Here is a 25,623-nt window from a genome sequence, read left to right as displayed (position 1 = left end):
ATCTGTTTTGCCTTTCTCGAATTGAAGCGAGTAAGGCGACCATAGAAAGTTTAGACCTTACGATCTGCTCTCTAACTGTTCTTTAAGCCGGGCCAACTCAGGGGAAGCATCACCAAGGGTTGGTTTGGAGGCCTCGAACTCGCTCTTGATCTCTTCAAGCCGAGATTTGACAACGCGTCGAACTAAGTCATGAAATTCACGGTCGCTGCGCGATTGGTTAACATGGCTCTTAGTGGGGTGCAGGGCTTTACCATGCGAATTGACCGCACGTTTAACGAACCATGCCAACCTAGGTGTCCATTTCTCACCAATTGCAGTCTTAATCATCAGCTTGTTTAGGAGCGTGCTGATTTCCGAGGAAGTGTCTATCTCATTCTTTCTAGCCGCCTCGACGATCATTTTGATCCGGGCCACGTCTTTCAGGCTGCCGTATTTTTGGAAATCTAGATGCGGTTTATCGATGGAGGAAAGTTGCGGTGGGTGTTTCTTGTATATATCCTGCATCTTGATCGGGGGCTTGGAAGATCGCTTCTGTGCTCCTCGCTGCATCGACCGAATTTTTGCCTTGCTCAATTTCGTACCCTCAGAATTCTCTCATGTATTTCGCATTCCTTAAGGGGCTGAATGCAAATGATTTATTTCCCAATTACATCGCGAAGCCAACAGTTAAGTTCATGTCGCAATATGAACGGCGCGGCCTTCTTTGAGAATAAACTTACTCAGAACGGATTAGCCGATGAAAGCGATCCGACGGGAATTGGACCATCGCAACATTTTGAAGGTTGACCAGTTGGCTCCTGTCATGACCTTCCTCCTCAAGCATCACGAAGACCGACACGTTTGTCTTCGGTGCTTCGCAGGTGAGATCAAAGAGTTCCGCTGCTATATCTGCATCGAGAAAGCCGCTCAGTTTTTCACCATCATCGAAAACGACTACGACATCATTTGTCAGAGCCCAGACCCATTCTTGGCCACGTTCATCGACAATCCTTTTGCAAACTTCGAGCATTTCTCCTGAGGGAGGGTCACTCTCCATCTGCTCAAGTGCGCGATATACTTCTGGATTTTCAAAATCAGGCATTTCCTCAACAGCGTCAGAATACCACTCTAGATGTTTCACTTTTGTTGGATTGATCAGAAGTGTGCGGTTGTCCAGCGTCCAAGTTTGCATCCAGTGCCCTCCATTTCTATCGAAAGCAAAGCGATCTCGCCCCAGCTGGTTCTTGAGTGAACTCAGAGCGTCCTCGTCGATTGGGCAGAGAGAACTCCCGGAAAGGAAGTCGATCTTCAGTGTCCCATAGGGGGTACCTTGCTTGCCGATTGCAAAAGGGCTCTTCCGAATTTCTTCTGGCTCGACTTCAAACCCTAAAAGTTCTTCCGCTGAGCAGCCAAGCGCCAAGCAAAGGTCTCTAACTTGATCAACATTCAAGGGCGTTTTTCCGCTCTCCCAACGGGCGACGGTTTGCTGTGTCGTGTTCATCTTCAAAGCGACATCTTTCTGGGTCATGCCCAGTTTTTGGCGGATCATCTTCAGCTTCATAACGCACCTATTGTGTTTATCACTCATTGTGTGTGTTTTATGCATCTCTCACAAAAACACGTCAAGGGTGTTTTTAACACATATTGAGTGTTTATTGCGGTGGTGCGAAGATGGGCACGCGGTCGAGCGGAGGGACGCCTTCGAAACGATTGAAAGGGAGCGAGTGCCGCCCAGTACCTGAAGCGGACCTCATAGCCCGAAATAGCAACAACAAAGGAAATTCATGCAAGAGAATATGGAAGAGCGGAACGTGACTGACCGCCCAGCGCCACTGAATGATGTCCACAATGGCCCTTTCGGGGCTTCCTGCAAGGCCAATACGAGGACGGAAATGCTCTCTTTTTTCCTTGACAATCAGCACCTTGTCGCCCTGAGGAACGCGAAGCGAATAGGTTGCACTATTTAGAGTATAGGCGTGTCTGGCCTCCCTTCTCGACAACCAACACCACAACATTTCTCAAGGAAACGTCATGAACGATCTTATGAAAGCGGCTTTGGCCGAAGGATGCTACATTGCCTACACAGACGGTAGCTGCAAACCCAACCCCGGTCCCGGAGGCTGTGCCTATCGGCTCTATGCTCCTGATGGATCAGCCCCCAGCGAGTTCTCCCGCAAAAGCACGAACACCACCAACAACATCGCTGAGATGCAAGCAGTTATCGACGTCTTGAAGGCGACCCCCGAAGGTGCCTTTGTGACGATCTGCCTCGACAGCGACTATATCAAGAACAGCTTTGAGAATTATCTCCCCAAATGGTCTGTCAACGGCTGGAAGAAATCCAACGGCAAACCCGTAGAGAACCGCGAGAAGTGGGAGACCATCAAGACGCTTGCCGACAGTCGAGCGGTGACTTTCCACAAAGTCAAAGCTCATGCAGGAGACCCCGACAATGAACGCGTTGACCAACTGGCCGGAGAGGCCGCAGACAGAGCCGCGCAGAAACTGAGAAGAGCACTGAGGGAGGTGACCTGATGGAGTATTCTAACGAGACGCGGAGCGCAGCAATAGAGCGGCTCAAGGTGGAGAGGGAGGCAAACCCTCTCCCGCCCCCGAAGGTGCCCCGAAGCCTGCCCCTAGACGCGCTCCATGTAGAGCCTGCGGTGTTTCAACCCAGAGAGATCGGGCTAGATCAGGAGCGCGTCAAGGAGATCAGTGAGGGCCTGAACGGAGGTGCGCTGGATGAGCGGGTCCATATCTGGTGGAGCGGCAAGAGGTGGATCGTGATTGATGGTCATCACCGACACGCGGCCTACATGCTCTTGCGGGAGACCTCAGGGGAGACCCTGAAAGTCCCCGTGGAGGCACACCCTCAGTTCTCCCTAGGGGAAGCCATGGGCGCGGCGGCCAAGATCAACTCACGGGACCGCGTGAGGATCACCCGAGAGGAAAAAGGCAACAACGCGTGGCGCTTGGTCTGTCTCGGGGAAGGGTCGATTGCGGAGCAAGCCGAGTGGTCGGGTGCTTCAAAAGCCCAGATTTCGATTATGCGGAAAACCTTCGAAAGCCTTCGGGAAAGAAGGATCAAAGCCCCGACCATGATAGATCGTGGTTGGGATTGGTCGCGACAGATAGCCAAAGGAGATAGCCCTCGGGAATTCACCGAGGAGGTCCAAGAGGGCATGGCACAGGATTGGGCCAAGAAGATCGGAAATGCGCTGGGCGGGAAAGCTACGGAATGCCCGGGCGTCCTCGCAAGGGCCTTGCAGATCATATCCCCCACGCTCCCCGCGCGGCTCCTAGATAGCGAGGCCTTCTGGGATGCCCTTAATGAAACCGGACGGGAAATCCTTGCTGATGCCGATCAATACCGGAAGGACGAGGAGGTCACCTTTGAAGCTGAGGAAGAAGAAGATTTCTGATTGAGGATGATGGATGGCCTGATGACCATCCTGACCTTGTGGGTGACCCAAGAGGGAAGCCCACAGGTCACCTAAAGCTTTGAAGCTCTAATTAGGGAGGTGTCGAACCTAGAAAGATCGGCCCTTCCAGCCCATCAAAGATCGACCTGACGGGGGATTTTCTCAATCTCTCGGCGCATCGTCTCAACCTCAACATCGCCGTAGTTAAAGCTGGAACGACCATCACTGTGACCTTGGATCGCAAATAGGTATCTCTCCCCAATATCAGCGCGACCAGCCAAAGTCGTAAAGCGATGACGCCACCCGTGGTTCGGCTGGATGTTCGGGTCATCAATGCCGACAATATCGCGGACCCATTCCCGCACTTTATTTCCCGCATTCCGTGCCTTGCTTTTTCGCAATTTTGCATCTGGCGGGTCAGGAAAGAACAATGGACCATCCGCACAATCTTGAATGAACCGATCAAGTCCGATCTCCAAGAGATGCGGGTGAACAGGAACCACGCGATATTCGCCACTCTTTACGCTGCGACCATCCTCAATGGAAATATGGATAGCCAGACCCCCCGCTTTCTCCAAGAAGTCTTCCTTGTGCAATTGAGCGATCTCAGTCACCCGCGCTCCCGAGTATGCACAAAGCCACGGCACCCAACGGATCGCACTTTTGTTATATGGTGTCCGGCGTCCCAATGTTGCGGGATCGCACCTTGCCGCCTTCAATATCTGCGCAGCCTCAGCATCAGTGAAACCCTGCTCGCGTAGCTTCTTCTTTGGGGGGACCTTAACAGTGACCTCCGCAGCAGGGTTGGCAATCTTCTCACCACGCGAACGAGCCAAACGATATATAGCTGATAACGCGGTCAGATAGCCCCCTGACACCGTCTTTGCAGACAGCCGCTTTTCAAACTTGAGAAAATCGACCCAATTACCAACGTCTTTTGGGGTAACTCGCTCAGCGTCCCCGTGACCAATAAAGTCCTTGAATGACTGAACTTTGGCGCGGCGGTCTTCGATGGTCTCCTCAGTCTTCCCGTCCGCCCGGTGGTTCTTTTCCCAACGATCAAACAGGCTATCTATGGTGACCCCCGAAGAGACCTCTACGGGAACCGAGGGGGTTACAACCTGCGAAGCATCAGGTGCGCTCCACGCGGGAAATCTGTTGGCCTTCGGGTCAGGCGAGTAGTCACCCTCGGCGAAACGCTCAAAGGCCTCTATGGCCTGCAAGGCGGCGTCGTAGAAGGCTTCTCCTAGTCGGATGTAGCTGTCCTCATCGACAGCCAGACCTTCCTCGCTCAACAGATCGTCCATGACCCTGCGAAACCACTTACCCCGGCTTCCCCTCAGATGCCGGATACTGCCCAGCGCTTTGAGTGTCTCACGGGTCTCAGCGACTTCTGGGGGATCATCTTCGAAACGCTTCATGAGGTCTTGATAATGGACCCCCGCAAGCGCCGTGACTTGCTTGTTGGTCAATCGGACTGTGTTGCCCGCTTCCTCACTTCGCAACCTCGCGAAGGTGTTTAGGAGGGCGCTATATTCTTCGGCAAAGCGCTTCTTGGCCTCTGCAGCATCACCTGTCTCTAAGGATTTTCGGACCCTTTCGCCCTTCATGCCTTTATATTTTCGATAGGCAGCGAGCACATCCGCAGGGATACGGACGTCAAGATACCACTTGTTATTTCGAAGAACGGGATGGGGCATAGCAAAAGCCATGTGTCACACCTTTGTGTCACACATCAACCCCCGCAAAGGCCTGTTTTCTCTTAAGTTTTTGAGAAATAACGGGAAGTGATGGTGCTGCTGGAGAGAATTGAACTCTCGACCTCTCCCTTACCAAGGGAGTGCTCTACCTCTGAGCTACAGCAGCGCCGGGTGCGGTGGTGACCGTGTCACCGTCGCCGTGGGCGGCTAATTAGACGTGATCGCGGCGCGGTGCAAGCGCATTTTCGAGAAAAAATTCACCTCGGGCAAAGTTTCTTTTTCCGTCAGGCGATCCTGCGCTCTTCCCCCCGCCGTCTCAGGGCAAGAGGGCTCATAAACGCCTGTCGGCATCGCGTCGGACTTTTGTCGGACTTCTGTCGGCCCCAGAAGCGGGCGGCCTCGGGCGCCTCCCCCAGCCCGGCGCGCGACCCAGACATCGGTTTCGGCAAGGAAACGCCATCCATACTGGGTTCCAACACTGGACGGGCCGAACGGCTTTGGCTACATGGAACAGCATGGACAACAAGACCGATCCCAACCGGAAAAACGCCAAGCCCGTGCCGAAAAGCCGGGACGAGCGTCTTAAAGCGGCACTGAAGGCCAATCTTCAGCGGCGCAAGGCACAGGCGCGTGCGCGCAATGCTTCCGATGAGAGTGACGGCAAGGGCGAGTGAGGCGAGCGGATGGATTCGATTCTGGTGCGGGGCAATGGCCCCCTGAATGGCGATATTGAGATTGCGGGGGCGAAGAACGCCTGTCTCGCGCTCATGCCTGCGACGCTGCTCTCGGATGAGCCGCTGACGCTGACCAACGCGCCGCGCCTGTCGGACATCAAGACGATGACCGCGCTTCTGGCCTCTCTCGGCGCGGAAGTGACCGCGCTTCAGGATGGCAAAGTGCAGGCGATGTCCTGTCACGGCGAGATTAACCCGGTCGCGGATTATGACATCGTGCGCAAAATGCGCGCCTCTAATCTGGTGCTCGGCCCCCTGCTCGCCCGTCTCGGCCATGCCGTTGTGTCGCTTCCGGGCGGCTGCGCCATCGGGGCGCGTCCGATGGACCTGCACACCACGGCGCTCGAAGCGCTTGGCGCCGAGATCGAGTTGAAAGACGGTTATCTGCACGCCAAGGTCGCGGGCGGACGCCTCAAGGGCGCGGTGCACAAGATGCGCTTCCCGTCCGTGGGCGCGACGGAGAATTTTGTCATGGCGGCGTCCCTCGCCAAAGGCACCTCGGTTCTGGAAAACGCCGCACGGGAGCCGGAGATCGTCGATCTTTGCGACTGCCTCAACAAGATGGGCGCGCAGATTTCCGGCGCGGGCACCTCGCGGATCGAAATTCAGGGCGTTGACCGACTGCATGGCGCAACGCACCCGGTTGTGACCGACCGGATCGAGCTTGGCACTTTCATGCTGGCCCCGGCGATCTGCGGCGGCGAAGTCACATGTCTCGGCGGTAAGCTGTCTTTGGTCGAGAGCTTTGTCGAAAAGCTCGAACAGGCCGGGATTTCGGTGACGGAGAACGAACGCGGCCTGACGGTCAAACGCAATGGCGACCGCGTCAAAGCGGTCGATGTGACCACCGAGCCCTTCCCCGGCTTCCCGACCGACCTGCAGGCGCAGATGATGGCACTTCTCTGCACGGCAGAGGGCACTTCTGTTCTCGAAGAGACCATTTTCGAGAATCGTTTCATGCACGCCCCGGAACTGATCCGCATGGGCGCGAATATCGAAGTGCACGGCGGCCACGCCACGGTGCACGGCGTCGATAAGCTCAAGGGCGCGCCGGTGATGGCAACCGACTTGCGGGCCTCCGTCTCGCTCATCCTTGCGGGGCTGGCGGCCGAGGGTGAAACCGTGGTGTCGCGGGTCTATCACCTCGATCGCGGCTATGAATTCATCGAGAAGAAACTCTCGGGAATCGGCGCGCATATCGAAAGGATCAAAAGCTGATGGTGGAAGACGCACGGTTCGAAGACGGCGGCGAGCGTCCCTTGGCGCTCAAGGCGATGGACACGGAAGACCTGACGGTGATCTCCGCGCTGGTACAGGACGCGGTCGTGCCGATGGGCGAAATTTCTTACGACGCCACGAAGCGCCGCTTCGCCCTGCTTCTGAATCGCTTCCGCTGGGAAGATGTCGAAACCGCCGAGAAACGCGGCCGCCCGGTAGAGCGGGTGCAGGCTGTGCTGCTGTTCGATGATGTGATGGCGGCGCGCTCGACGGGGGTGCCTTCCGGCGACAAGGAAATGATCCTTTCCGTTCTCGCCCTGAGCTTCGCGCCCTCCGAGGACGGCATGGGGCAGGTCGAAATCACGCTCGCAGGCGACGGCACCATCGCACTTGACGTCGAAGCACTGGACGTGACGCTCAAGGACGTGACGCGGCCTTATGTGGCCCCGTCCAAACATATTCCGACACACGACGAGTAAGAGGCTCCGCGCCGGGCTTGCCCGCGCTTGTCCGCCGCTCTGCGGCGCTGTATGCCGAAAAGACCGCCGAGAAGATCAAAGAGACCGACATGCCCCATTTCCTGTCCACCACGGATTCCGATTTCGAGACCCGCTTTGCAGAGCTGCTCACCATGAAGCGTGAGGACAGCCCGGATGTGGATGACGCTGTGGCGGCCATCATCAAAGATGTGCGCGCGCGCGGCGATGCGGCGGTCTTGGAGCTGACCGCGAAATTCGACCGGATGGAATTGACGGCGGACAAGCTGCGGTTTTCCGACGAAGAGATCGATGCGCTTTGTGCCGAGGTCTCCGATGAGGACCGCGAGGCTCTGGAGCTCGCCGCCCAACGCATCCGCGCCTATCACGTCCGCCAGATGCCGGACGACCAGATGTGGACCGATCCGGACGGGGCGACGCTTGGCTGGCGCTGGACGCCGGTGTCGGCTGCGGGGCTTTATGTGCCGGGCGGTCTCGCCTCTTACCCGTCTTCTGTCCTGATGAACGCGATCCCGGCGAAAGTGGCGGGCGTCGAGCGTCTGGCGATCACCGTGCCGACCCCGGATGGAATTGCAAACCCGCTGGTGCTTCTGGCCGCGCGGATCGCGGGTGTCGATGAAATTTACCGCGTGGGCGGCGCGCAGGCGATTGCCGCGCTCGCTTACGGCACCGAAACCATTGCCCCGGTCGATAAGATCACCGGGCCGGGCAACGCCTTTGTCGCCGCAGCCAAGCGCCGGGTGTTCGGCAAGGTCGGCATCGACATGATTGCGGGCCCCTCGGAGATTCTGGTCATCGCAGACAAGCATAACGACCCGGACTGGATCGCAGTCGATCTGATGTCTCAGGCCGAGCATGACGAGAGCGCACAGTCGATCCTGATCACCGATGACGCGGCCTTTGGCGCGGCTGTGGCGAAGGCTGTTGAAAAACGGCTGGAGACGCTGGAGCGCCGGGCGATTGCGGGCAAGAGCTGGGAAGATTTCGGTGTGGTGATCACCGCGCGCGATCTCGATGAGGCGGCGAAGCTGTCGGACCGCTTTGCGCCGGAACACCTTGAGCTTTGCGTCGAAGACCCGGATGCGCTCTCTGCGAAAATCCACCACGCAGGCGCAATTTTCCTCGGGGCCTGGACGCCGGAAGCAATCGGCGATTATGTCGGCGGCCCGAACCACGTGCTGCCCACCGCCCGTTCGGCACGTTTTTCCTCTGGCCTGTCGGTCATGGACTTTGTCAAACGCACCACTTTGGCAAAAATGTCGCCGCAAGCGCTCAAGACTATTGGCCCGGCGGCAGAACGTCTGGCACAGTCCGAGAGCCTTGAGGCGCACGGACTGTCGGTTCGCGCCCGCCTCGACCGGCTGAACGAGGATTGATATGAGCAAGCTGATTTCCGTCACGATCGACGACAAGGGCCTCGCCCCGCCGACGCCTGAGATCGAGCAGGAGCGCAAGGTCGCGATTTTCGATCTGCTCGAAGACAATTCCTTCAACCTGCCCGCGCGGGACGATCGTGCGGTGGCGGAAGGGCCGTTCAAGCTTTTGCTGGCGATCCGCGAGCGTCGCCTCGTGTTCGATCTCAGTACGGAGAGCGGCGAGAAGGCGGCGGAGTTTCATCTCTCGCTCGGACCGTTTCGTCAGGTGGTGAAGGATTACTTCCAGATTTGCGAAAGCTATTTCGACGCTGTCAAAAAGATGCCCCCCTCCCAGATCGAGGCCATCGACATGGCCCGTCGCGGCATTCACAACGAAGGCGCGCGGGTGCTGCAGGAACGGCTTGAAGGCAAGGCCGTGGTCGATATCGACACAGCGCGGCGGCTGTTCACCCTGATCTGCGTGTTACACTGGGGGTAAGGACGTGACGGCAGATCTTCCCCATTCGATCCTGTTCTGCTGTGACCACAACGCGGTGCGCTCGCCGATGGCCGAAGGGCTGATGAAGAAATTCTACGGCAGCAAGGTCTATGTCCAATCTGCGGGCGTGCATTCCGATCTTGAGGTCGACGGGTTCGCTGTTGCGGTCTGTGACGAGCTGGGCATCGAGTTGCATCGCCATCAGTCGCGGTCCTTCGACGATCTGAAAGACTGGGGCGATGACATTTCCTCCTATGACCTGATCATCGCGCTCTCCCCCGCTTCGCAACGCCGCGCACTTGATCTCACGCGCTATTACCACCTCGACGTGGAATATTGGCCGATCATGGACCCGACGGGCATCGGCGAAACGCGGGACGCGAAGCTCGACGCCTATCGTCAGGCGCGCGATCAGATCATCACTCGGATGCAGGCACGGTTCGGCCCAGCTCATTCGTAACGCTCTCCTTCAAGCCTTTCAGGACATTCTCATGACCCAATCCCGTGCAGAAACGTTGGCCCTTCTGACCCGTTATTACGAAGCTTTTGCGGAGCATGACCACAAGGCGATGCTCGATTGCCTGACGGACGATGTCGAACACCGGATCAACCAAGGCCCGGTGGAACATGGCAAAGAGGCCTTTGCCGCTTTCATGATCAGCATGGACACGGCCTATGAAGAGACCCTCACCGATATGGTGCTCTTCGCCAATGACGCGGGCAGCCACGCCGCCGCCGAGTTCCGGGTGCTGGGCAAATACCTGAAAACCGCAGAGGGCTACCCGGAGGCGAAAGGCCAGCGCTACAACCTTCCGGCGGGCGCGTTCTTCGACATTCGCGACAGTAAGATCGCCCGCATCTCGGTCTATTATAATGCCGAGGATTGGGTCGCGCAGGTTTCGTGAGCCAACATGAGCCTGACGTTTCGAACCCTGAAAGGCCCTGAGGTCGAGGCCGCGCTGGACGATCTGGCGCGGTTGCGCATCACCGTTTTTCGCGAATGGCCTTATCTCTATGACGGTTCTCTCGACTATGAGCGCGACTATATGGCGAGCTACATCGGCAATGACCGCGCCGTTCTGGTCGCGGCTTTCGATGGCGAGCGGATCGTCGGTGCAGCCACCGGATCGCCATTGGCCGAACATGCCGAAGATTTCGCCTCCGCCTTCGCGAGTGTCGATCTGCCGCTGGAGAGCGTCTTCTACTGTGCCGAATCCGTGCTTTTGCCCGAGTATCGTGGTTTTGGCGCGGGACATGCGTTTTTCGACGCGCGCGAGGCCCATGCCCGGAGCCTTGGCCTCAGCTATTCGGCCTTTTGCTCCGTCATCCGGCCCGAAGACCATCCGCTGCGCCCGAAAGGCGCGCGCAGCCATGACCTGTTCTGGCGCAAACGCGGCTACACCCCGATGGAGGGCGTGATTGCCACGTTTGAGTGGAAAGATGTGGACGAGGCGCAAAGCGCGGACAAGCACCTGCAATTTTGGGGGAAACAGTTGTGAGACTGATCGCCGCGACATGGCAGCCGATTTGGCATGACACCCCGGACGTATGGCTCGCGCGCTATCGCGACGCGCTGTCGGAGCTTGCGGCGGATCGCGATACATTGGTGGTCTTCCCGGAATATGCGGCGCTTGAGGCGGCGTTTTACGGCGATGTGTCCCTTGATGCGGCGGGTTGGATGAACCGGGGCGCGGATCATTTCGAGGCCTATTGCGAAGGCATTCGCGCACTGGTTCGCGACACAGGTGCAACGCTTCTCGGCGGGTCAGGTTTTGCCCGCAAGGGCGATACCATCGTCAACCGCGCGCTGTTTTGCGGCCCGGAAGGCGAAGCCTGGCTGGAAAAACAAATGCCGACCCCTTACGAGCGCGCACTCGACATGGCAGGCGGGGACGCAATGCCGATCCTTGAAACCCGTTTTGGCAAGGTCGCGGCTGTGATCTGCTACGACAGCGAATTCCCCCTGATCTCGCGCCGCTTTGCCGAGGCTGGGGCCGAAATCCTTTTGGTCCCCTCCTGCACTGACACGGAACAGGGCGCGAGCCGGGTTGAGATCGGCTGCCGCGCGCGGGCGCTCGAAGGCCAGATGATTGTCGCCATGGCCCCGCTTGTCGGAGAGGTGCCGCAATGCGAGGTGATTGACGTGAATGTCGGTCAGGCGCGTGTGTTCTGTCCGCCTGACGGGAGCGCTCCGGAAGATGGCATTCTCGCGCGCGGACCGCGAAATGCGGCGGGCTTTGCCGTCCTGAACAGCTTGGGCGAGTCGCTCGCTGAGGCGCGCAAAGGCACGGAGGTGAGCGTTTTCTCCCATTGGCCAGAGAGTGAAACGCCGCAAAACCCGCCTCAGACCCGCATTTTCCGTTAAAACCAGCTTGAAAACGGGGCGGTAAAGGCGCATTTACTAGCGCGCCCGCAGACTGGCGGGAGAAATCAATTACGGAGTGACCATGGCCAAGGAAGAAATGCTCGAATTCCCCGGTGTCGTTAAGGAACTCCTGCCGAACGCGACATTCCTGGTCGAGCTGGAAAACGGCCATACGATCATCGCGCACACGGCAGGCAAAATGCGGAAAAACCGTATTCGTGTTCTGGCTGGCGACAAAGTGCAGGTCGAAATGACCCCTTACGATCTGACCAAAGGTCGGATCAATTATCGCTTCCGCTAATAAGGCGAAAGCATCTTTATGAAACTGATCCTCGGTTCAGGCAGCCCGCGCCGGAAAGAGCTTCTGGCGCAACTCGGACTTGTGCCCGACGAGATTCGGTCCCCCGACATCGATGAAGATCCGCATAAGGGCGAATTACCCCGCCCCTATTGCGCGCGGATCGCCCGTGAAAAGGTGCTGACTGTGCCGCGCGCGGGTGATGAGCTTGTGCTCTGCGCCGATACCACCGTCGCTTTGGGCCGCCGCATCATGGGCAAGCCTGTCGATGAAAAGGAATGCGCCGAGTTTCTTCTCGCCATGTCGGGACGTCGCCACAAGGTGATCACCGCCGTGGCCATCGCCCATGGCGATCGCGTGTGGGAAGCCGATGTGGTGACCACGGTGAAGATGAAGCGGCTCTCGGACATTGAGGTGAACAGCTATCTTGCCTCCGGTGACTGGCGCGGCAAGGCGGGCGGCTACGGCATCCAAGGCCCCGCCGGCGCGTTTATCCCGTGGATTCAAGGCAGCTATTCCGCCGTCATGGGGCTTCCCGTGGCGGAGACCGCCAATTTGTTGATGGCCGCGGGCTATCCTGTTTATGGAGATCGCACATGAAGGGCTCTGTGATTGCACTGGGCGAGGTTCAGGGCAAACGCGCCGCTGCGTGGATTGTCGATGGCCGTCTCGAAGACCTTTTGATCGACGCGGGCGAAGACGCGCCCCCTGCCCCCGGCTCGATCTTCCGCGCCAAGGGCGGTCGGAGCCTCAAAGGTATGGGCGGCGCGCTGCTCGACCTGCCGGATGGTGACAAGGCGTACCTGCGCGGCAACAAGGGTCTCAAACCCGGCGCGCCGATGCTGGTGCAAGTCAGCCATATCGCCGAAGAGGGCAAAGCGGTCCCCGTCACCACGCGCCTTCTGTTCAAGTCGAAATACGCCATCGTGACCCCCGATGCGCCCGGCCTGAACATTTCGCGGCAGATTGCCGAGGATGAGGAACTCATCCGGCTCCACGACCTTGCCGAAGAGGGCATGGACGGTGCCGACGAGAGCATGGGTCTGATCCTGCGCTCTGTCTGTGAAGGCGCGTCCTCCGAGGCCATCGCCGAAGACATCGCCGCCATGCGCGAATTGGCCGAGGCTGTTCTTGCCGACGAGGCGGGCGATCCCGAATTGCTCGTCGCAGGCGCAGACGCCTGGGAAGCCGCCTGGCGCGACTGGCCCGAAGCGGATGTGTTCGACGACAGCGAAGACGCCTTTGACAATCACGGTGTCCATGAGCTCATCGACGCGGCCCTCGACATTCGAGTGCCACTCAAGGGCGCGGGCTATGCCTTCATCGAGCCGACACGCGCCATGGTGACCGTGGATGTGAACACCGGCGGCGACTTCTCTCCGGCGGCGGGCCTCAAAGCCAATATCGCGGTCGCCCGTGACCTGCCCCGCCAGCTGCGCCTGCGTGGCCTTGCCGGTCAGATCACCGTCGAACTCGCCCCGATGGCCAAGAAAGATCGTCGCCAGTTCGAACAGAGCCTCAAGGCCGCCTTCAAATCCGAAGGCAACGATACGGTGCTCGCCGGCTGGACGCCGCTCGGCAATTTCGAAATCCAGAAGAAACGCACCCGCGTGCCGATCTCGGAGCTGGTCGCATGAGCTGCCCCATTTGCGGCGGTGAGAGCGTCAAAGCCTACCGCCCCTTCTGCTCGAAACGTTGTGCCGATATTGATCTGGCGAAATGGATGAACGGCTCCTACGCCGTTCCTTCCATGCGTGAAGAAGACCCCGAAGAGATCGCTGCGGCTCTGGAAGAGGCGCTCGAAGAACAGCTGCGGGACCAGTTTGGCGAGGCTTTGAAAAAACCTCACTGAAGAGGTGATTTTCCTCTGGACACTCCCGAAGCCGCCGACTAGAAACCCGCTACCCGAACGACAGAGACGTTCAACGACAAAGTCGTTCCCGGTGCCCGGGTAGCTCAGGGGTAGAGCAGTGGATTGAAAATCCTCGTGTCGGTGGTTCGATTCCGCCCCCGGGCACCATTTAAACACCTCAAGACATTGAACATTTTGTCGAGCGCACTTTGAAGTGCATTCGATCACAATGCTCCTAGGCTACACCTAGGCTACATTTTCGCGTCCATAGCGCAGGCGGTCGTAATTTACCCGCCCCTCATAAAACGCGGCTTCAGAAAATTTTTCGGCGTTCCCATGCGACGATCTGCTGCCTTCGCTGTATAACTAAGCACCATGAAATTCCCGAAAAGGATAATCAGCTTGCTTACGGCAGAACCACAATCCCACCAATTCTTGAACGTCGATGAAGTCGCGGAACGCTACAATACAAGCAAAGCGTCAATCTGGCGCTGGTGCAAGACCGTCCCGCACTTTCCCAAACCTCTGAAGATTGGACCCAACTGCACGCGCTGGAGAACCGCCGATCTTGAGAAATACGAGCAGCACCTTCACGACATCAGCATGACCGCCTTTCCGTCACCCTATGATGATTGAGACAATCCGTTCAGGAAAGGCTCAATTTCTCGACCGACGCCTCATCCCGCGTCAAGCAGATCCTGAAGTTTTCGAATGCGCTCAGGCGTAGGAAATGGATCACGTCCGGCAGAAATCACGCGGATGAATTCGATCCAAGCCTTTTCGTTCTCTGAAAGCTGCTCCCATTCACCAGTCGGGGACGTTGGTAGAGTAAAATATGATGTCGTCATTTCCCAAAAATTCCTCTCAGTGCTGTTCTCGATCGTGCAGTGATGCGCGGATCAGTGTCATCGGATGCATCTCGAATTTCGTCGATCCACTGCTTCTCGCGTTCCGTGACCGGCGTGCCGCAGACATCGATGATCGCCTTGGCCGCGGTCGCGCCGACCGATTGTTCGAGCGCCAGCCTCATCAGGTATGCCGGATCCACTTCAAGCGCCTTTGCCAACGCGGGAACACGGTCGATCGGGATTTTGTTGGTGCCCGCCTTCAGGTAGCTCAGCATGTTTGGGTTCGGAAAGCCCGCTTCATGCGCGATTTGCTTTTGAGTTTTGCGCCGACGAAGCGTGTTGATCCGGTCCGTCAAAAATTTTGCTGCGGGTGTGCTTGCATGAGGTTCAGCCATCTCTACTCCTGGTCATGGTCACTGTGTCACCTTGATACCAGTGCGCACCTGACGAAGCGGGTGGGATGTCGTGTTCGATCATCCGAAACGACCGAAGTCCTAGAAGAAATCACTCAGTATGATGGGGATGCATTCTGTGCCCGAGATGTTTCAGCGCCTCTACCCTCCACCCTTTAGTGCGCGTTTAGACAATATTGGAATTGGGCCAATATGGGGCTGTTTCTATTTGCCCGAATTCAATATTTCTGGTAAGACCGTATACAAATGACCCACCCCACAAACACATCAGATATGACGATTACACTCAAAGAAACAAAGGCTATCGGCTACATCCGCGTCTCCACTGAGAAACAGGGGGAAGAAGGCGAAGGTTTGGAGCGTCAAGCCGAGGCAATCCGGAACTGGTGCAGGAAGAAAGGCATGCAACTTCTCAGCATCCATCAGGACATCGCTTCTGCTGTAGATGCACATAGCTACGAGAAACGCTCCGGCCTGTCTGAAGCTCACAGGCAAGCCCTCAGAGAGAACGCCATCATGGTTGTCTATGAGCCGACACGCCTGTTTCGGAACATCGATGCCGCGCAAGAATTTCTGGAAAATCTTCCGGTCGGCGTCTTTTCTATCAGGAACAATCGCTACCTCGGAAAGCCGGGCCTGACATCTGCGATCCTCAGAGGAGCTGAAGCTGCCAAGAATATTGCAGCAGGAACCCAGCACGCACTTCAAGATTTGAAAGACAGCCAGAAGAAATCGCTCGGCTCGCCGAAAGGATTGGATAAATCTCGTGTCGCAGCGCTGAAATCTCGGAAACTCCGCGCCCAAGACGTCGTTGAAGCTGTGGCGGCCGTTTTGGAAAGAGACGCAGCTTACCAAGACCTAAGCAACAGAGCGTTGGCGGATCTACTGAATAGAGAAGGCATTCTGACCGGCTGGAACCGTCCCTGGACGCGAGATGCCGTTAAGAAGACACGAAAGAAAGCTGAGGAGCATATTCGCGAGCGCAATGCTCTTGAAGCCGAACTGGATGCTGAAGAAGCCGTGAAGCAGCCTCTCCCGGCTGAACCGGCATTGCCATCTGATGAAGCTCGTCCGGAACTTGAAGAAGTAGAACCGGATCAAGCAGAGTTGGAGAAGAACCCAAATTTCGGCATCTTCTGAGCAGGACACCCAATCGCACGTCTGGCATGCATCACCATGTCAGTGCGATCTTGATCTCCTCGGCGATCTGCTTTCGCAGCACAGAGGGCACGTCGCGGGCATCCGCGTAGCCTGACCAGTCGCGCACGACGCCATCAATCTCCTCGACGATCTCAGTGGCACGCTTATCTTTGATCCCCGCCTTTTTTGCAGCATTCAAGAAATGTTCCCTTCCCGGTCGCCGCCCTTCACCAGAGATTAGGAGCGTGTGCTCACCACCCGGTCCGAGGCTGAAACTCACATCATAGGCCGGTGCAAGACGCCATTCACCAGACATATCCATTAGGAAGGCATGGTTTTTAAGGTGATCATCGCGGTTCATGACACGCGCATTGAAGACCATCCGGCGAAACATCTGCTCGACCTCTCGGTAGTCACGCGTCATCAGCCGCACGACCTTCAGAAGCTCGATGTAATCCAGCTGCGCCGTTCTGAAATCGACATCCAACAGGGCCGCAACGGTCTGCATGTGCAGCCGCTCATTTCCCTGCCGGTCGAACCTATCCGTGATGAAATACGGCTCACCTCCAGAGGCGCGCAGAACAGCCACAGGAGTCATCTCGACACCTGCAGCGCGCGCGAGGTCGGAATAAGCCGCTTCAGCCTCCACGGCACCCTCTGAGTCGCTCTGTGCGCGTCTCTTCGCAAGAACATGCCGCCATCCTACTTCAAGAGGCTTCCGGTGGTCATGCAGGCGTGCATTCTTGCCATCGAGGATGGCGACGAACTTCGGCCTCGCCCCCTGTGACCCACCTGCGATCCCGCGCAGACGCTCCAGGTCCTTGGAGGCGACATCATTACCGATCTCCGGCACCAATCCATCGAACCAATCGAGGTCCAGGTCATCCTCGATGGGGTAGTCATCTTCCGGTCGATAACACAGTGCACCCATGCCATGCGTGCCGACCATCGCGAGACGATCCAAATCGGTGATCTCTGTGCGCGACAGACCTCGGGATGTCAGCGTGCGATCGATCAGGAGACGCCCCCATCCGTCCGGCAGACTATCACCGAAAAGACCTGGCAACTCACCGAAAGCGCGTGCCTTGGAACGCAGGAGGCCGGAGTAGGCTTTCACAAGCAGCGGGCTTAACTGTAGGCCTGATCGTGACAGATCTGGATCCCATTCCGCGACAGCTTCGCGGCGCGCGGCATCCCAGCCCAGCTGCGCGACCACGACCTCGTCTCTCGCATCACCGAAGTCCAGCGCAACATTGAGACGTGTCGTCATGACTTTTTACCTTTTGAGCTGGCGCGTTTGCGCGGCTGTTCGCGTTGCTCCAAATCATCGAGTGTTGCGATCTCTGGTTCTGGAAACAAGCCGAGAAACCCTTCCAGAGCGTCGAGTGCCTCTGCGAGCGCGAGCAGGCTGGCGAAGGATATCTCTCCGGTGCGCTCAAATCGCTTCAGCGTTCCCAGTGACACCCCAGACCTCTCAGAGAGCACCGCCTGCGTCATACCCATCGCCACCCGCCGCTGACGCATGGCGTCACGCACTGCCGTTTGAGTATCGATGGCCGTCGCCAAAATTGGAATCATCTTAACCCCCGTCAAGAGATAACATATTATCTTTTAATTCGATAAAATCAAACAAAGACTAAAATATTACCCTTTAAAAAGACCTGAGATATCCGTGCAAAAGTTGACAATGGGTTGCCAAAGGTTGCCATGAGGGGTGGTGATGTAAACCTTTGGGGCAAAAATGGAAACTTTACCGCTCGAAACGTAAACCTTTCGAAGAAAAGATCGACAACCAAGGCAACCTGTGAACACAGTAAAACACCTTGTTTTATTGGCTCGGACTGGACGAAGGTTGTCAAAAGTTGACAAAATCAGCCCTTTTCAGGCTTTTTCCCGCTGGTCTCTGCACCACCCCCAATCGAAATCCACACAATAGGAACGAAACCTCTGGCCTAGGAAGGATATGGTTTACTTGGCCCGAATGAGTTCACCAGGCTGGTTTCGAATTCGAAAACCGCATTTCGCTCACTGTCGAGCAACTGTCCTCACCTCCACGAGCAACGTAAAGGCTCTAAGAAAGTCGAGAAGACGAAATCGAAAGGGTGGAGCAGGTAGGAGCGACTGGCGATCATTCTTTGATCCATTCTCCGGCGCGCCTCTCCACCTTTACGCACGATCCGCAGATGATCTGTTGCATCGAGACGCCACTGACCGATACCTTGGCGGCGAAGATAGATTTCAAGCAAATCACCAAAGGCGCATTACGGCGCTCAAAACAGGCATTTGGAAGACATGACGGAAGAACAAAAGAAATCTCTGGAGCGCAAACTCTGGAGTATTGCGAACGAATTACGGGGCCGGATGGATGCGGATGAGTTTCGCGACTACATCCTCGGCTTCATCTTCTACAAATACCTTTCCGAGCGCCTGAACCTCTACGCCGACGACGCACTCAAGCACGACGGGCTCAAGTTCGCTGCGCTGGACGACACCAAAGACGCCGAAATTCTCGCTGCCGTCGAAGACGCCTGTCTCGAAGCTCTGGGCTACTTCCTCAAACCGTCCGAACTTTTCTCCGCGATCGCCACGAAAGGCGCGCAGCCTGGTCAGTTCATTCTCGAAGACCTCACACAGATTCTGAACAACATCCAGAAATCGACCATGGGCACCGAGTCCGAGGACGATTTCGACAACCTGTTCGAAGACCTCGACCTCACCTCCACGAAACTCGGCCGCACCGTCGAGGCGCGCAATACGCTCATTGGCAAGGTGCTCGGGCACCTCGACAGCATCGATTTCGAGATTTCGAATTCCAACTCCGATGTGCTCGGCGATGCCTATGAATATCTGATCGGCCAGTTCGCCTCTGGTGCGGGCAAGAAGGCCGGCGAATTCTACACGCCGCAGCAGGTCTCGACCATTCTCGCGCGCATTGTGACCACCGGCAAGGATCGTCTGCGGTCTGTCTATGATCCGACCTGCGGGTCCGGCTCTCTTCTGTTGCGCGTCTCTCGCGAGGTCTCGCATGTCGGCGACTTCTTCGGCCAGGAGATGAACCGCACGACTTACAACCTCGCGCGGATGAACATGATCCTGCACGGGGTCCACTATCGGAACTTCGACATCAAACAGGACGACACGCTCGAACATCCGCAGCACGACGGACAAAAGTTCGAAGCCATCGTCGCCAACCCACCGTTCTCAGCGAAATGGTCCGCGAACAAGCTGTTCGATTCGGATGATCGCTTCTCAGAATTCGGGAAACTCGCGCCGAGTTCCAAGGCCGACTTCGCTTTCGTTCAACACATGCTGCATCACCTCGATGAGGACGGCACCATGGCCGTGGTGCTTCCGCATGGTGTGCTGTTCCGTGGCGGCGCGGAGGGCGCGATCCGGCAGTTCATTGTCGAGAGCAAGAATTGGCTCGATGCGATCATCGGTCTTCCAGCCAACATCTTCTACGGCACCTCCATTCCGACCTGCATTTTGGTATTCAAGAAATGCCGTGAGGCCGATGACGTGCTGTTCATCGACGCCTCAACCTGTTTTGAGAAGGGCAAGAACCAGAACAACCTGCGCGACGAGGACGTGGACCGCATCGTCACCGCCTACCGCGCGCGGACCGAAGAAGAGCGGTTCTCGCACAAAGCCACGCGCACGGAGATCGCGGAGAACGATCACAATTTGAACATTCCGCGCTACGTCGACACGTTCGAGCCGGAGCCGGAGGTGGACCTTGCGGCGGTCACGGCGGAGTTGCAGCGGATCGAGGGCGAGATGGGCGCGGTGGATGCGACCATCCGGGCGTTTTGTGCCGAGCTTGGGCTGGAGACACCGGTATGAGCGGAGGAAAGGCTTTGGTGCCGGAACTGCGGTTTCCGGAATTTGTGGAGGCTTGGGAGGAGAAACAAATTGGTTTTTTCATTTCCTCTCTCGATGCAGGTGTAAGCGTTAACTCGGGTGACAGACCTGCGTTTAAAGACGAAAAATCGGTTTTGAAAACGAGCTGCGTGACACTGGGAACGTTTGACCTTTCAGAAAACAAAGTCGTCAATGAACCCTCTGAAATCTTCCGTTTGAAAGAACCTGTGAAGGCAGGAACTATAATTATTAGCCGAATGAATACGCCGCAGCTTGTTGGAGCGAACGCTTTCGTTACTGAAGACGCGCCAAATGTTTATCTGCCTGATCGGCTCTGGGCCGCAAAGATTTCTGAGGGCGGAGACCCTGCTTGGATTGGCTATGTTCTATCTCATCCGAAAATTCGGAGTGGCTTCACTGATCGAGCGACAGGAACCAGCGGTTCAATGAAGAACCTTTCGAAAGAAGCTGTTCTTTCGTTGCCAATTTTCGCCCCAGTCAAACCTGAACAACAAAAGATCGCCTCCTTTCTCGATGCGGTGTCGAAAAAGATCACACTCCTGACGGAGAAGCGGGACGGGCTTGTGGCGTATAAGCGCGGGGTGATGCAGCGGCTGTTCTCCGGCGCGCTGCGCTTCACCCGCCCCGACGGCTCTGCTTTTCCGGATTGGGAGGAGCGGAAATTGGGGGATGTGTTTGACTGGATAGGCACAAACAGCCTTTCTCGTGAACATCTCACCTTTGATGATGAGAGTGGAATACAGAATATTCACTACGGCGATATCCATACAAAATTCCGAGCTCTCTTTCGGCAATCGAAAGAAGCAGTGCCTTATATCTCCGTGTCCGCGCCCCTGCGAGAGATCAAAGAAGTGCAATATTTGAAAAAAGGCGACATCGTCATCGCCGATGCGTCAGAAGATTACGCTGATATTGGCAAGACTATCGAGGTTCTTGAGGTGGATGAGGCAAGCCTGATCGCGGGCCTTCACACCTACATTGCTCGTCCGAAAGACGGCGTATTCGTTTCAGGGTTCGCTGGATACATGTTGAGAAGTGCAGCGCTGAGAACACAGATCATGCGGATCGCACAGGGCATCTCTGTTTTAGGTGTCTCGAAGGGAAACTTAGAGAAGCTTGATTTGCTCGTTCCCCACCCCGACGAACAAACCAAAATCGCCGCAGCCCTCTCCGCGCTCGACGCTAAGATCGACTCGGTGAATGCCGAAATTTCCCAAATGGAGACCTTCAAGAAAGGCCTCCTGCAAAAGATGTTTGTTTAAGAGTTCAAAGGAAGTCCATGTCGATTCAGTCCGAAGCGCAGCTTGAGAAAGAACTGATCCAGCGGCTCACCGGGCTTGGCTGGGCGGAGGTGTCAGTGCCTGATGTCGCGACGCTCCACGCCAATCTCAAGGCGCAGTTGGAGGCGCATAACGGGCTGACCTTCTCCGATGAAGAGTTCAAGCGCATCCTGAACCATCTCGAAAAGGGCTCGGTGTTCGACAAGGCCAAGGCGCTGCGCGACCGCATGGTGCTTCACCGCGATGACGGGACCGTCACGCATATCGAATTTTTCAACAAAGTGGAGTGGTGCAAGAACCGCTATCAGGTGACGAGCCAGGTGACGGTCGAGGGGAGCTATAAGACCCGCTACGACGTGACGCTGCTCGTGAACGGGTTGCCGCTCATCCAGATCGAGTTGAAGCGCCGCGGGCTAGGCCTCAAGGAGGCGTTCAACCAGATCAACCGCTATCAGAGACACAGTTTCTGGGCGGGATCGGCGCTTTTTCAATATGTCCAGATTTTCGTGATCTCGAACGGCGAGAACACGAAATACTACGCCAACAACCGCAACCAGAGTTTCAAACAGACGTTCTACTGGGCGAAAGAGAACAACGACACGATCCAGCCGCTCGAGAAATTCGCGGATGCGTTTCTGGAGAAGTGTTTCGTCTCCAAGATGATCGCGAAATACATCGTGCTGCATGAGGGCGACAAGATCCCGATGATCCTGCGACCGTATCAGTATTACGCAGTGGAGGCGATTGTGGACCGTGTGCAGAAGGGCCGGAAGAACGGCTATATCTGGCACACGACCGGATCGGGGAAGACGCTGACCTCGTTCAAGGCGAGTCAGATCATTGTCGAGAACCCGAAGGTGGCGAAGGTGGTCTTTGTCGTGGACCGCGCCGATCTCGACTACCAGACGACGAAAGAGTTCAACGCCTTCTCCGAGGGGTCGGTGGACGGCACGGACAACACGACCAATCTGGTGAAGCAGCTCGCCGACCCGAAGGTGAAGTTGGTCGTGACGACGATCCAGAAGCTGAACACCGCGATCACGCGCGAGCGTCACGACGCGGCGATGGCTTTGATCAAGGACGAGCGCGTGGTGTTCGTGTTCGACGAGTGCCACCGCAGCCAGTTCGGGGAGACGCATAAGAACATCGTGAACGCGTTCTCAAAGGCACAGATGTTCGGGTTCACCGGCACGCCAATCCTCGCCGAGAATGCGGTAGGCAAGAAGACGACGACCGATCTGTTCGGCGAGTGCCTGCATAAATACGTCATCACGGACGCGATACGCGACGAGAACGTGCTCCGGTTCTCCGTCGAGTATTGGGGAAGACTGAAGAAGAAGGATGGGTCGCTTTTGACCGACGAGGAAGTCGGCGGGATCGATCTCAAAGAATTCTTCGAGAGCGATCAACGTGTCGAGGGCGTCGTCGATTGGGTGATCGAGAACCATAAGGCCAAGACGCATGATCGGGACTTTTCCGCAATTATGTGCTGTAGCTCGGTCGATGCGCTGACGAAGACGTATGAGGCGTTCGCGAAACGCAAGGCCGAGGGTGCGCATGATCTCAGAGTGGCGACGATTTTCACGTTTCAGGCCAATGAAGATGATCAGGACGCGGATGGTCTGATCGGTGAGCCGGACGTGACGGGCGGCCCCGTGAATGCGCAAACAATGCACAGCAGAGACAAGCTGGCAGGCTTCGTCGACGACTACAACGCGATGTTTGGCACCAATCACTCGGTGAAGGACGGAAAGACCTTCTACGCCTACTACAAGGCCGTGGCGAAACGCATGAAATGGCGAGACAAGAAGGACTTCGTGCCTGAGAAGGGCATCGACATCCTGCTCGTCGTCAACATGTTCCTGACGGGGTTCGATGCGAAGACCTGCAACACGCTCTACGTCGACAAGAACCTCAAATACCACGGATTGATCCAGGCATTCTCGCGGACCAATCGCATCCTCGGACAGAAGAAGTCGCAGGGGAATATCGTCTGCTTCCGGAACCTGAAAACGAAGGTAGACGAGGCGATCGCCCTGTTCTCGAACAAGGACGCGAAAGACAAGATCCTGATCGAGCCCTACGAAGTCTATGTGGACCGCTTTAACGAAGCTGTGAGAGCGCTCCTGGACGTCGCCGAGACGCCTGGTGCAGTTGACCGACTGGAAAACGAAGAAGACACTCTGGCGTTCGTTCAGGCGTTCAGGGAGCTCATGCGCATCCGCAACGTCCTCACGACGTTCGCCGAATTCAGCGATGATGATCTCTCGATGGAGGAGCAGAGGTTCGAGAAATACAAAAGCAAATATCTCGACATCTATGATCAGGTGAAATCAGACCGCGACGGCCAACCAAAAGCCTCGATCATCGACGAGGTCGATTTTGAACTCGAGCTGATCCGGCGCGACAACATCAACGTGGCCTATATCCTCGCACTACTCGCTTCCATCGGAGACGAAGAGGACGATGAGGCCGGGCGAGCCACGGCGGATGCTAAGAAGAAAGCCGTGCTTGATCTTCTCGGCTCGGAAGCGCGCCTTCGCAGTAAACGAGAATTGATCGAAGAGTTCATCGCCTCGTATCTGACAACGCGCCGTGGCGGCGACGAGACGCGCGAGGCGTTCAACGAATTCTGGGACGAGAAACGCGAACAGGCTTTCAAAGACCTTTGTGCGGAAGAAGGCCTCGATCCGGACGGGTTCGCGAAACTGATGCAATCCTACCAGTTCACCCAGAAAGAGCCTCTCGCCGACGATGTTCTGCCGGTGCTCAAAGAACCCGTTGGCATTCTACAGCGGAAGTCCGTGATCTCACGCATTGTGGAACGGCTGAAGGGATTCATCGAGACGTTTGATGAGAACATGGGGGACGTGGAGGGCTGAGAGGCATTCCTTGAACATGCCTATTCAGCGAGACACTGACAATGATATGTAATCACATCACAAATTTGCGCGGGTGGGGAATTTTGTCAGAAAGTAAACAGGTTTTTTTTGCGCAAAACGACGTCCAATATTGCGCCCTACATGGCGCAGATCATGTCGGAAAGTGTTGACGAAACCGCACCATATATGCGGAGAGCCTAATCTGATCCACTTCCAGAAAAGAATATCGCTTGCGACCAGAAAGAACGCTAGGTCGCACTGCAATTTCGACGCAACGCGGGCGAGGATACTGGGTTGAGACAGGCCAATGGAAAGACAGAGAGTGAATACTCTTCGAAAAGCTGAAAAAGTTATTTAACGCACATCGTGTGCGAACCTCCCCCCGCCGGTCCCCTAAGTTAGGGGAAAGTTCAGGACTACCCCGGCCTCCTGTAGACAAGGTCTAAAACACAACATAAGAAACAGCGGAAATGCGGCACCAGTCATTGACCGTTAGCCTTAAGTAGCAGCGTTCTTGCTATTCATTGGATAACAACTTACTTTGTGCTATCTATACAGCCGATGAATCACGAGAGAAACAATGTCGTTCCATATGCCCACATGCCCTAAATGCGGTCGTTTCCACGGCTCTATTCCGCATGAACTGGCGAATGCGGTATGTTTCTCGTCGTTGATCGCTGCGAACACTGACTTCCGGAAAGAAGACAAACCAGTGACACGCAAGCGCATGTCTGCTCGCGAAGCTATGGCACGCACCAAGGCTCGGTATAAAGAGACCCTTGAATACTTGAAGTAATGCTTCGGTTTGAGCCTCTGCCAGCCCCAGAGGATACCACTTTCCTTACGCAAGAAGACGTGGATTATTTCCATGAGGAAATTCTCGAACCCGAACAACTTCGCGGATACAAATGCCTAGATGATCTTCTGGGAGCAATTGGTAGGCCACAAAATGCGCTCTACTATGAAGAAGGCTGTGACCTAGTTAGGGTCGCAGCTTATTATTGGCACGGAATATCAACCAGCCACGGTTACATTGACGGCAATAAGCGCACTGGTTTCGCGTGCGCAAACAACTTCCTTTTAATGAATGGTGTGAGCTTTGAAGCTCCAGATAATTCCCTCGGACCACTCATTGAGAGACTTTTTGTAGAAGACCGATTTAAACTCGAAACCCTCGAAGACATTTTACGCCGCCACTGCCATTGGCTCTAACGTCCGGCCCATTAGCAGACCTTCCCGGCACTCTTTACTATTGTGCC

General features: G+C 56.3%; 26 protein-coding genes and 2 tRNA genes. 21 read left to right on the top strand and 7 right to left on the bottom strand.

Features of this window, described 5'->3' with window-relative positions; genetic code table 11:
• Positions 1–57: 57 nt before the first annotated feature.
• Both ACYBHZ_RS09000 and ACYBHZ_RS08995 read right to left on the bottom strand, forming a co-directional pair.
• The gene (locus ACYBHZ_RS09000) at positions 58–573 is read right to left on the bottom strand and encodes a hypothetical protein (RefSeq protein ID WP_460273936.1); all 516 of its coding nucleotides are present in this window, start codon (positions 571–573) and stop codon (positions 58–60) included.
• 142 nt (positions 574–715) lie between these two features.
• Positions 716–1,528, bottom strand: a complete 813-nt coding sequence (locus ACYBHZ_RS08995; protein ID WP_460273935.1) for a helix-turn-helix transcriptional regulator — start codon at positions 1,526–1,528, stop codon at positions 716–718.
• Between the two features lie 482 nt (positions 1,529–2,010).
• Between ACYBHZ_RS08995 and ACYBHZ_RS08990 the strand changes: the two genes are divergently transcribed.
• Both ACYBHZ_RS08990 and ACYBHZ_RS08985 read left to right on the top strand, forming a co-directional pair.
• On the top strand, positions 2,011–2,514 hold the full coding sequence (locus ACYBHZ_RS08990; protein WP_460273934.1) for a ribonuclease H family protein: 504 nt from the start codon (positions 2,011–2,013) through the stop codon (positions 2,512–2,514).
• The gene (locus tag ACYBHZ_RS08985; RefSeq protein ID WP_460273933.1) at positions 2,514–3,401 is read left to right on the top strand and encodes a hypothetical protein; all 888 of its coding nucleotides are present in this window, start codon (positions 2,514–2,516) and stop codon (positions 3,399–3,401) included. The genes ACYBHZ_RS08990 and ACYBHZ_RS08985 overlap by 1 nt, the downstream gene beginning before the upstream one ends.
• A 134-nt stretch (positions 3,402–3,535) precedes the next feature.
• On the opposite strand, the gene ACYBHZ_RS08980 is transcribed toward ACYBHZ_RS08985, so the two are convergent.
• Both ACYBHZ_RS08980 and ACYBHZ_RS08975 read right to left on the bottom strand, forming a co-directional pair.
• Positions 3,536–5,113 (bottom strand): DUF6538 domain-containing protein, encoded by a 1,578-nt coding sequence (locus tag ACYBHZ_RS08980; RefSeq protein ID WP_460273932.1) that lies wholly within the window; start codon positions 5,111–5,113, stop codon positions 3,536–3,538.
• 79 nt (positions 5,114–5,192) lie between these two features.
• Positions 5,193–5,267, bottom strand: a tRNA-Thr gene (locus ACYBHZ_RS08975).
• A 349-nt stretch (positions 5,268–5,616) separates the two neighbouring features.
• Here ACYBHZ_RS08975 and ACYBHZ_RS08970 point away from each other — a divergent pair.
• The 14 genes from ACYBHZ_RS08970 to ACYBHZ_RS08905 all read left to right on the top strand — a co-directional run bounded on the left by ACYBHZ_RS08970 (position 5,617) and on the right by ACYBHZ_RS08905 (position 14,087).
• Positions 5,617–5,775 carry a hypothetical protein gene (locus ACYBHZ_RS08970; protein ID WP_460273931.1) on the top strand — a complete coding sequence of 53 codons (159 nt, stop codon included), beginning with the start codon at positions 5,617–5,619 and terminating at the stop codon, positions 5,773–5,775.
• A gap of 9 nt (positions 5,776–5,784) precedes the next feature.
• Positions 5,785–7,053, top strand: a complete 1,269-nt coding sequence (murA, locus tag ACYBHZ_RS08965; RefSeq protein WP_460273930.1) for a UDP-N-acetylglucosamine 1-carboxyvinyltransferase — start codon at positions 5,785–5,787, stop codon at positions 7,051–7,053.
• The gene (locus ACYBHZ_RS08960) at positions 7,053–7,532 is read left to right on the top strand and encodes a DUF2948 family protein (protein ID WP_460273929.1); all 480 of its coding nucleotides are present in this window, start codon (positions 7,053–7,055) and stop codon (positions 7,530–7,532) included. Before murA ends, ACYBHZ_RS08960 begins: the two co-directional genes overlap by 1 nt.
• 89 nt (positions 7,533–7,621) lie before the next feature.
• Positions 7,622–8,926: a histidinol dehydrogenase gene (gene hisD, locus ACYBHZ_RS08955; protein ID WP_460274262.1), complete on the top strand. Its 1,305-nt coding sequence runs from the start codon at positions 7,622–7,624 to the stop codon at positions 8,924–8,926.
• 1 nt (position 8,927) lies between these two features.
• Positions 8,928–9,404 carry a UPF0262 family protein gene (locus ACYBHZ_RS08950; RefSeq protein WP_460273928.1) on the top strand — a complete coding sequence of 159 codons (477 nt, stop codon included), beginning with the start codon at positions 8,928–8,930 and terminating at the stop codon, positions 9,402–9,404.
• A 4-nt stretch (positions 9,405–9,408) separates the two neighbouring features.
• Positions 9,409–9,864 (top strand): arsenate-mycothiol transferase ArsC, encoded by a 456-nt coding sequence (locus ACYBHZ_RS08945; protein WP_460273927.1) that lies wholly within the window; start codon positions 9,409–9,411, stop codon positions 9,862–9,864.
• 31 nt (positions 9,865–9,895) lie between these two features.
• Positions 9,896–10,309, top strand: a complete 414-nt coding sequence (locus tag ACYBHZ_RS08940) for a ketosteroid isomerase-related protein (RefSeq protein WP_460273926.1) — start codon at positions 9,896–9,898, stop codon at positions 10,307–10,309.
• 6 nt (positions 10,310–10,315) lie between these two features.
• Complete coding sequence (locus ACYBHZ_RS08935; protein WP_460273925.1) at positions 10,316–10,903, top strand: GNAT family N-acetyltransferase; 588 nt, start codon at positions 10,316–10,318, stop codon at positions 10,901–10,903.
• Entirely contained in the window at positions 10,900–11,769 is an 870-nt protein-coding gene (locus ACYBHZ_RS08930; protein WP_460273924.1) for a nitrilase-related carbon-nitrogen hydrolase, read from the top strand. The genes ACYBHZ_RS08935 and ACYBHZ_RS08930 overlap by 4 nt, the downstream gene beginning before the upstream one ends.
• Positions 11,770–11,851: 82 nt before the next feature.
• Positions 11,852–12,070, top strand: coding sequence for a translation initiation factor IF-1 (gene infA / locus ACYBHZ_RS08925; protein WP_009573923.1), 219 nt, complete (start codon positions 11,852–11,854; stop codon positions 12,068–12,070).
• A gap of 18 nt (positions 12,071–12,088) precedes the next feature.
• Positions 12,089–12,667 (top strand): Maf family protein, encoded by a 579-nt coding sequence (locus tag ACYBHZ_RS08920; protein WP_460273923.1) that lies wholly within the window; start codon positions 12,089–12,091, stop codon positions 12,665–12,667.
• On the top strand, positions 12,664–13,704 hold the full coding sequence (locus tag ACYBHZ_RS08915) for a ribonuclease E/G (protein WP_460273922.1): 1,041 nt from the start codon (positions 12,664–12,666) through the stop codon (positions 13,702–13,704). The genes ACYBHZ_RS08920 and ACYBHZ_RS08915 overlap by 4 nt, the downstream gene beginning before the upstream one ends.
• Positions 13,701–13,919 (top strand): DNA gyrase inhibitor YacG, encoded by a 219-nt coding sequence (locus tag ACYBHZ_RS08910; protein WP_460273921.1) that lies wholly within the window; start codon positions 13,701–13,703, stop codon positions 13,917–13,919. Before ACYBHZ_RS08915 ends, ACYBHZ_RS08910 begins: the two co-directional genes overlap by 4 nt.
• A gap of 93 nt (positions 13,920–14,012) precedes the next feature.
• A tRNA-Phe gene (locus tag ACYBHZ_RS08905) sits at positions 14,013–14,087 on the top strand.
• 676 nt (positions 14,088–14,763) lie between these two features.
• Here the strand turns inward: ACYBHZ_RS08905 and ACYBHZ_RS08900 are convergent.
• Positions 14,764–15,162 (bottom strand): helix-turn-helix domain-containing protein, encoded by a 399-nt coding sequence (locus ACYBHZ_RS08900; protein WP_460273920.1) that lies wholly within the window; start codon positions 15,160–15,162, stop codon positions 14,764–14,766.
• A 291-nt stretch (positions 15,163–15,453) separates the two neighbouring features.
• Between ACYBHZ_RS08900 and ACYBHZ_RS08895 the strand changes: the two genes are divergently transcribed.
• On the top strand, positions 15,454–16,320 hold the full coding sequence (locus ACYBHZ_RS08895; RefSeq protein ID WP_460273919.1) for a recombinase family protein: 867 nt from the start codon (positions 15,454–15,456) through the stop codon (positions 16,318–16,320).
• Between the two features lie 31 nt (positions 16,321–16,351).
• On the opposite strand, the gene ACYBHZ_RS08890 is transcribed toward ACYBHZ_RS08895, so the two are convergent.
• Both ACYBHZ_RS08890 and ACYBHZ_RS08885 read right to left on the bottom strand, forming a co-directional pair.
• On the bottom strand, positions 16,352–17,590 hold the full coding sequence (locus ACYBHZ_RS08890) for a type II toxin-antitoxin system HipA family toxin (protein WP_460273918.1): 1,239 nt from the start codon (positions 17,588–17,590) through the stop codon (positions 16,352–16,354).
• Positions 17,587–17,886, bottom strand: coding sequence for a helix-turn-helix domain-containing protein (locus tag ACYBHZ_RS08885; RefSeq protein ID WP_460273917.1), 300 nt, complete (start codon positions 17,884–17,886; stop codon positions 17,587–17,589). The genes ACYBHZ_RS08890 and ACYBHZ_RS08885 overlap by 4 nt, the downstream gene beginning before the upstream one ends.
• Positions 17,887–18,612: 726 nt before the next feature.
• On the opposite strand from ACYBHZ_RS08885, the gene ACYBHZ_RS08880 reads away from it, so the two are divergent.
• The 4 genes from ACYBHZ_RS08880 (at position 18,613) to ACYBHZ_RS08865 (ending at position 25,576) form a co-directional block, all read left to right on the top strand.
• Entirely contained in the window at positions 18,613–20,163 is a 1,551-nt protein-coding gene (locus ACYBHZ_RS08880) for a type I restriction-modification system subunit M (RefSeq protein WP_460273916.1), read from the top strand.
• On the top strand, positions 20,160–21,464 hold the full coding sequence (locus ACYBHZ_RS08875; protein ID WP_460273915.1) for a restriction endonuclease subunit S: 1,305 nt from the start codon (positions 20,160–20,162) through the stop codon (positions 21,462–21,464). The genes ACYBHZ_RS08880 and ACYBHZ_RS08875 overlap by 4 nt, the downstream gene beginning before the upstream one ends.
• 17 nt (positions 21,465–21,481) lie before the next feature.
• A complete protein-coding gene (locus ACYBHZ_RS08870; protein WP_460273914.1) occupies positions 21,482–24,364 on the top strand; it encodes a type I restriction endonuclease subunit R in 2,883 nt (960 codons plus the stop codon).
• 795 nt (positions 24,365–25,159) lie between these two features.
• Positions 25,160–25,576 (top strand): type II toxin-antitoxin system death-on-curing family toxin, encoded by a 417-nt coding sequence (locus ACYBHZ_RS08865; protein ID WP_460273913.1) that lies wholly within the window; start codon positions 25,160–25,162, stop codon positions 25,574–25,576.
• Positions 25,577–25,623: the final 47 nt, after the last annotated feature.

Source organism: Celeribacter sp. ULVN23_4 (genome assembly GCF_054788345.1).
This window is presented reverse-complemented; position numbering and strand designations above follow the sequence as displayed.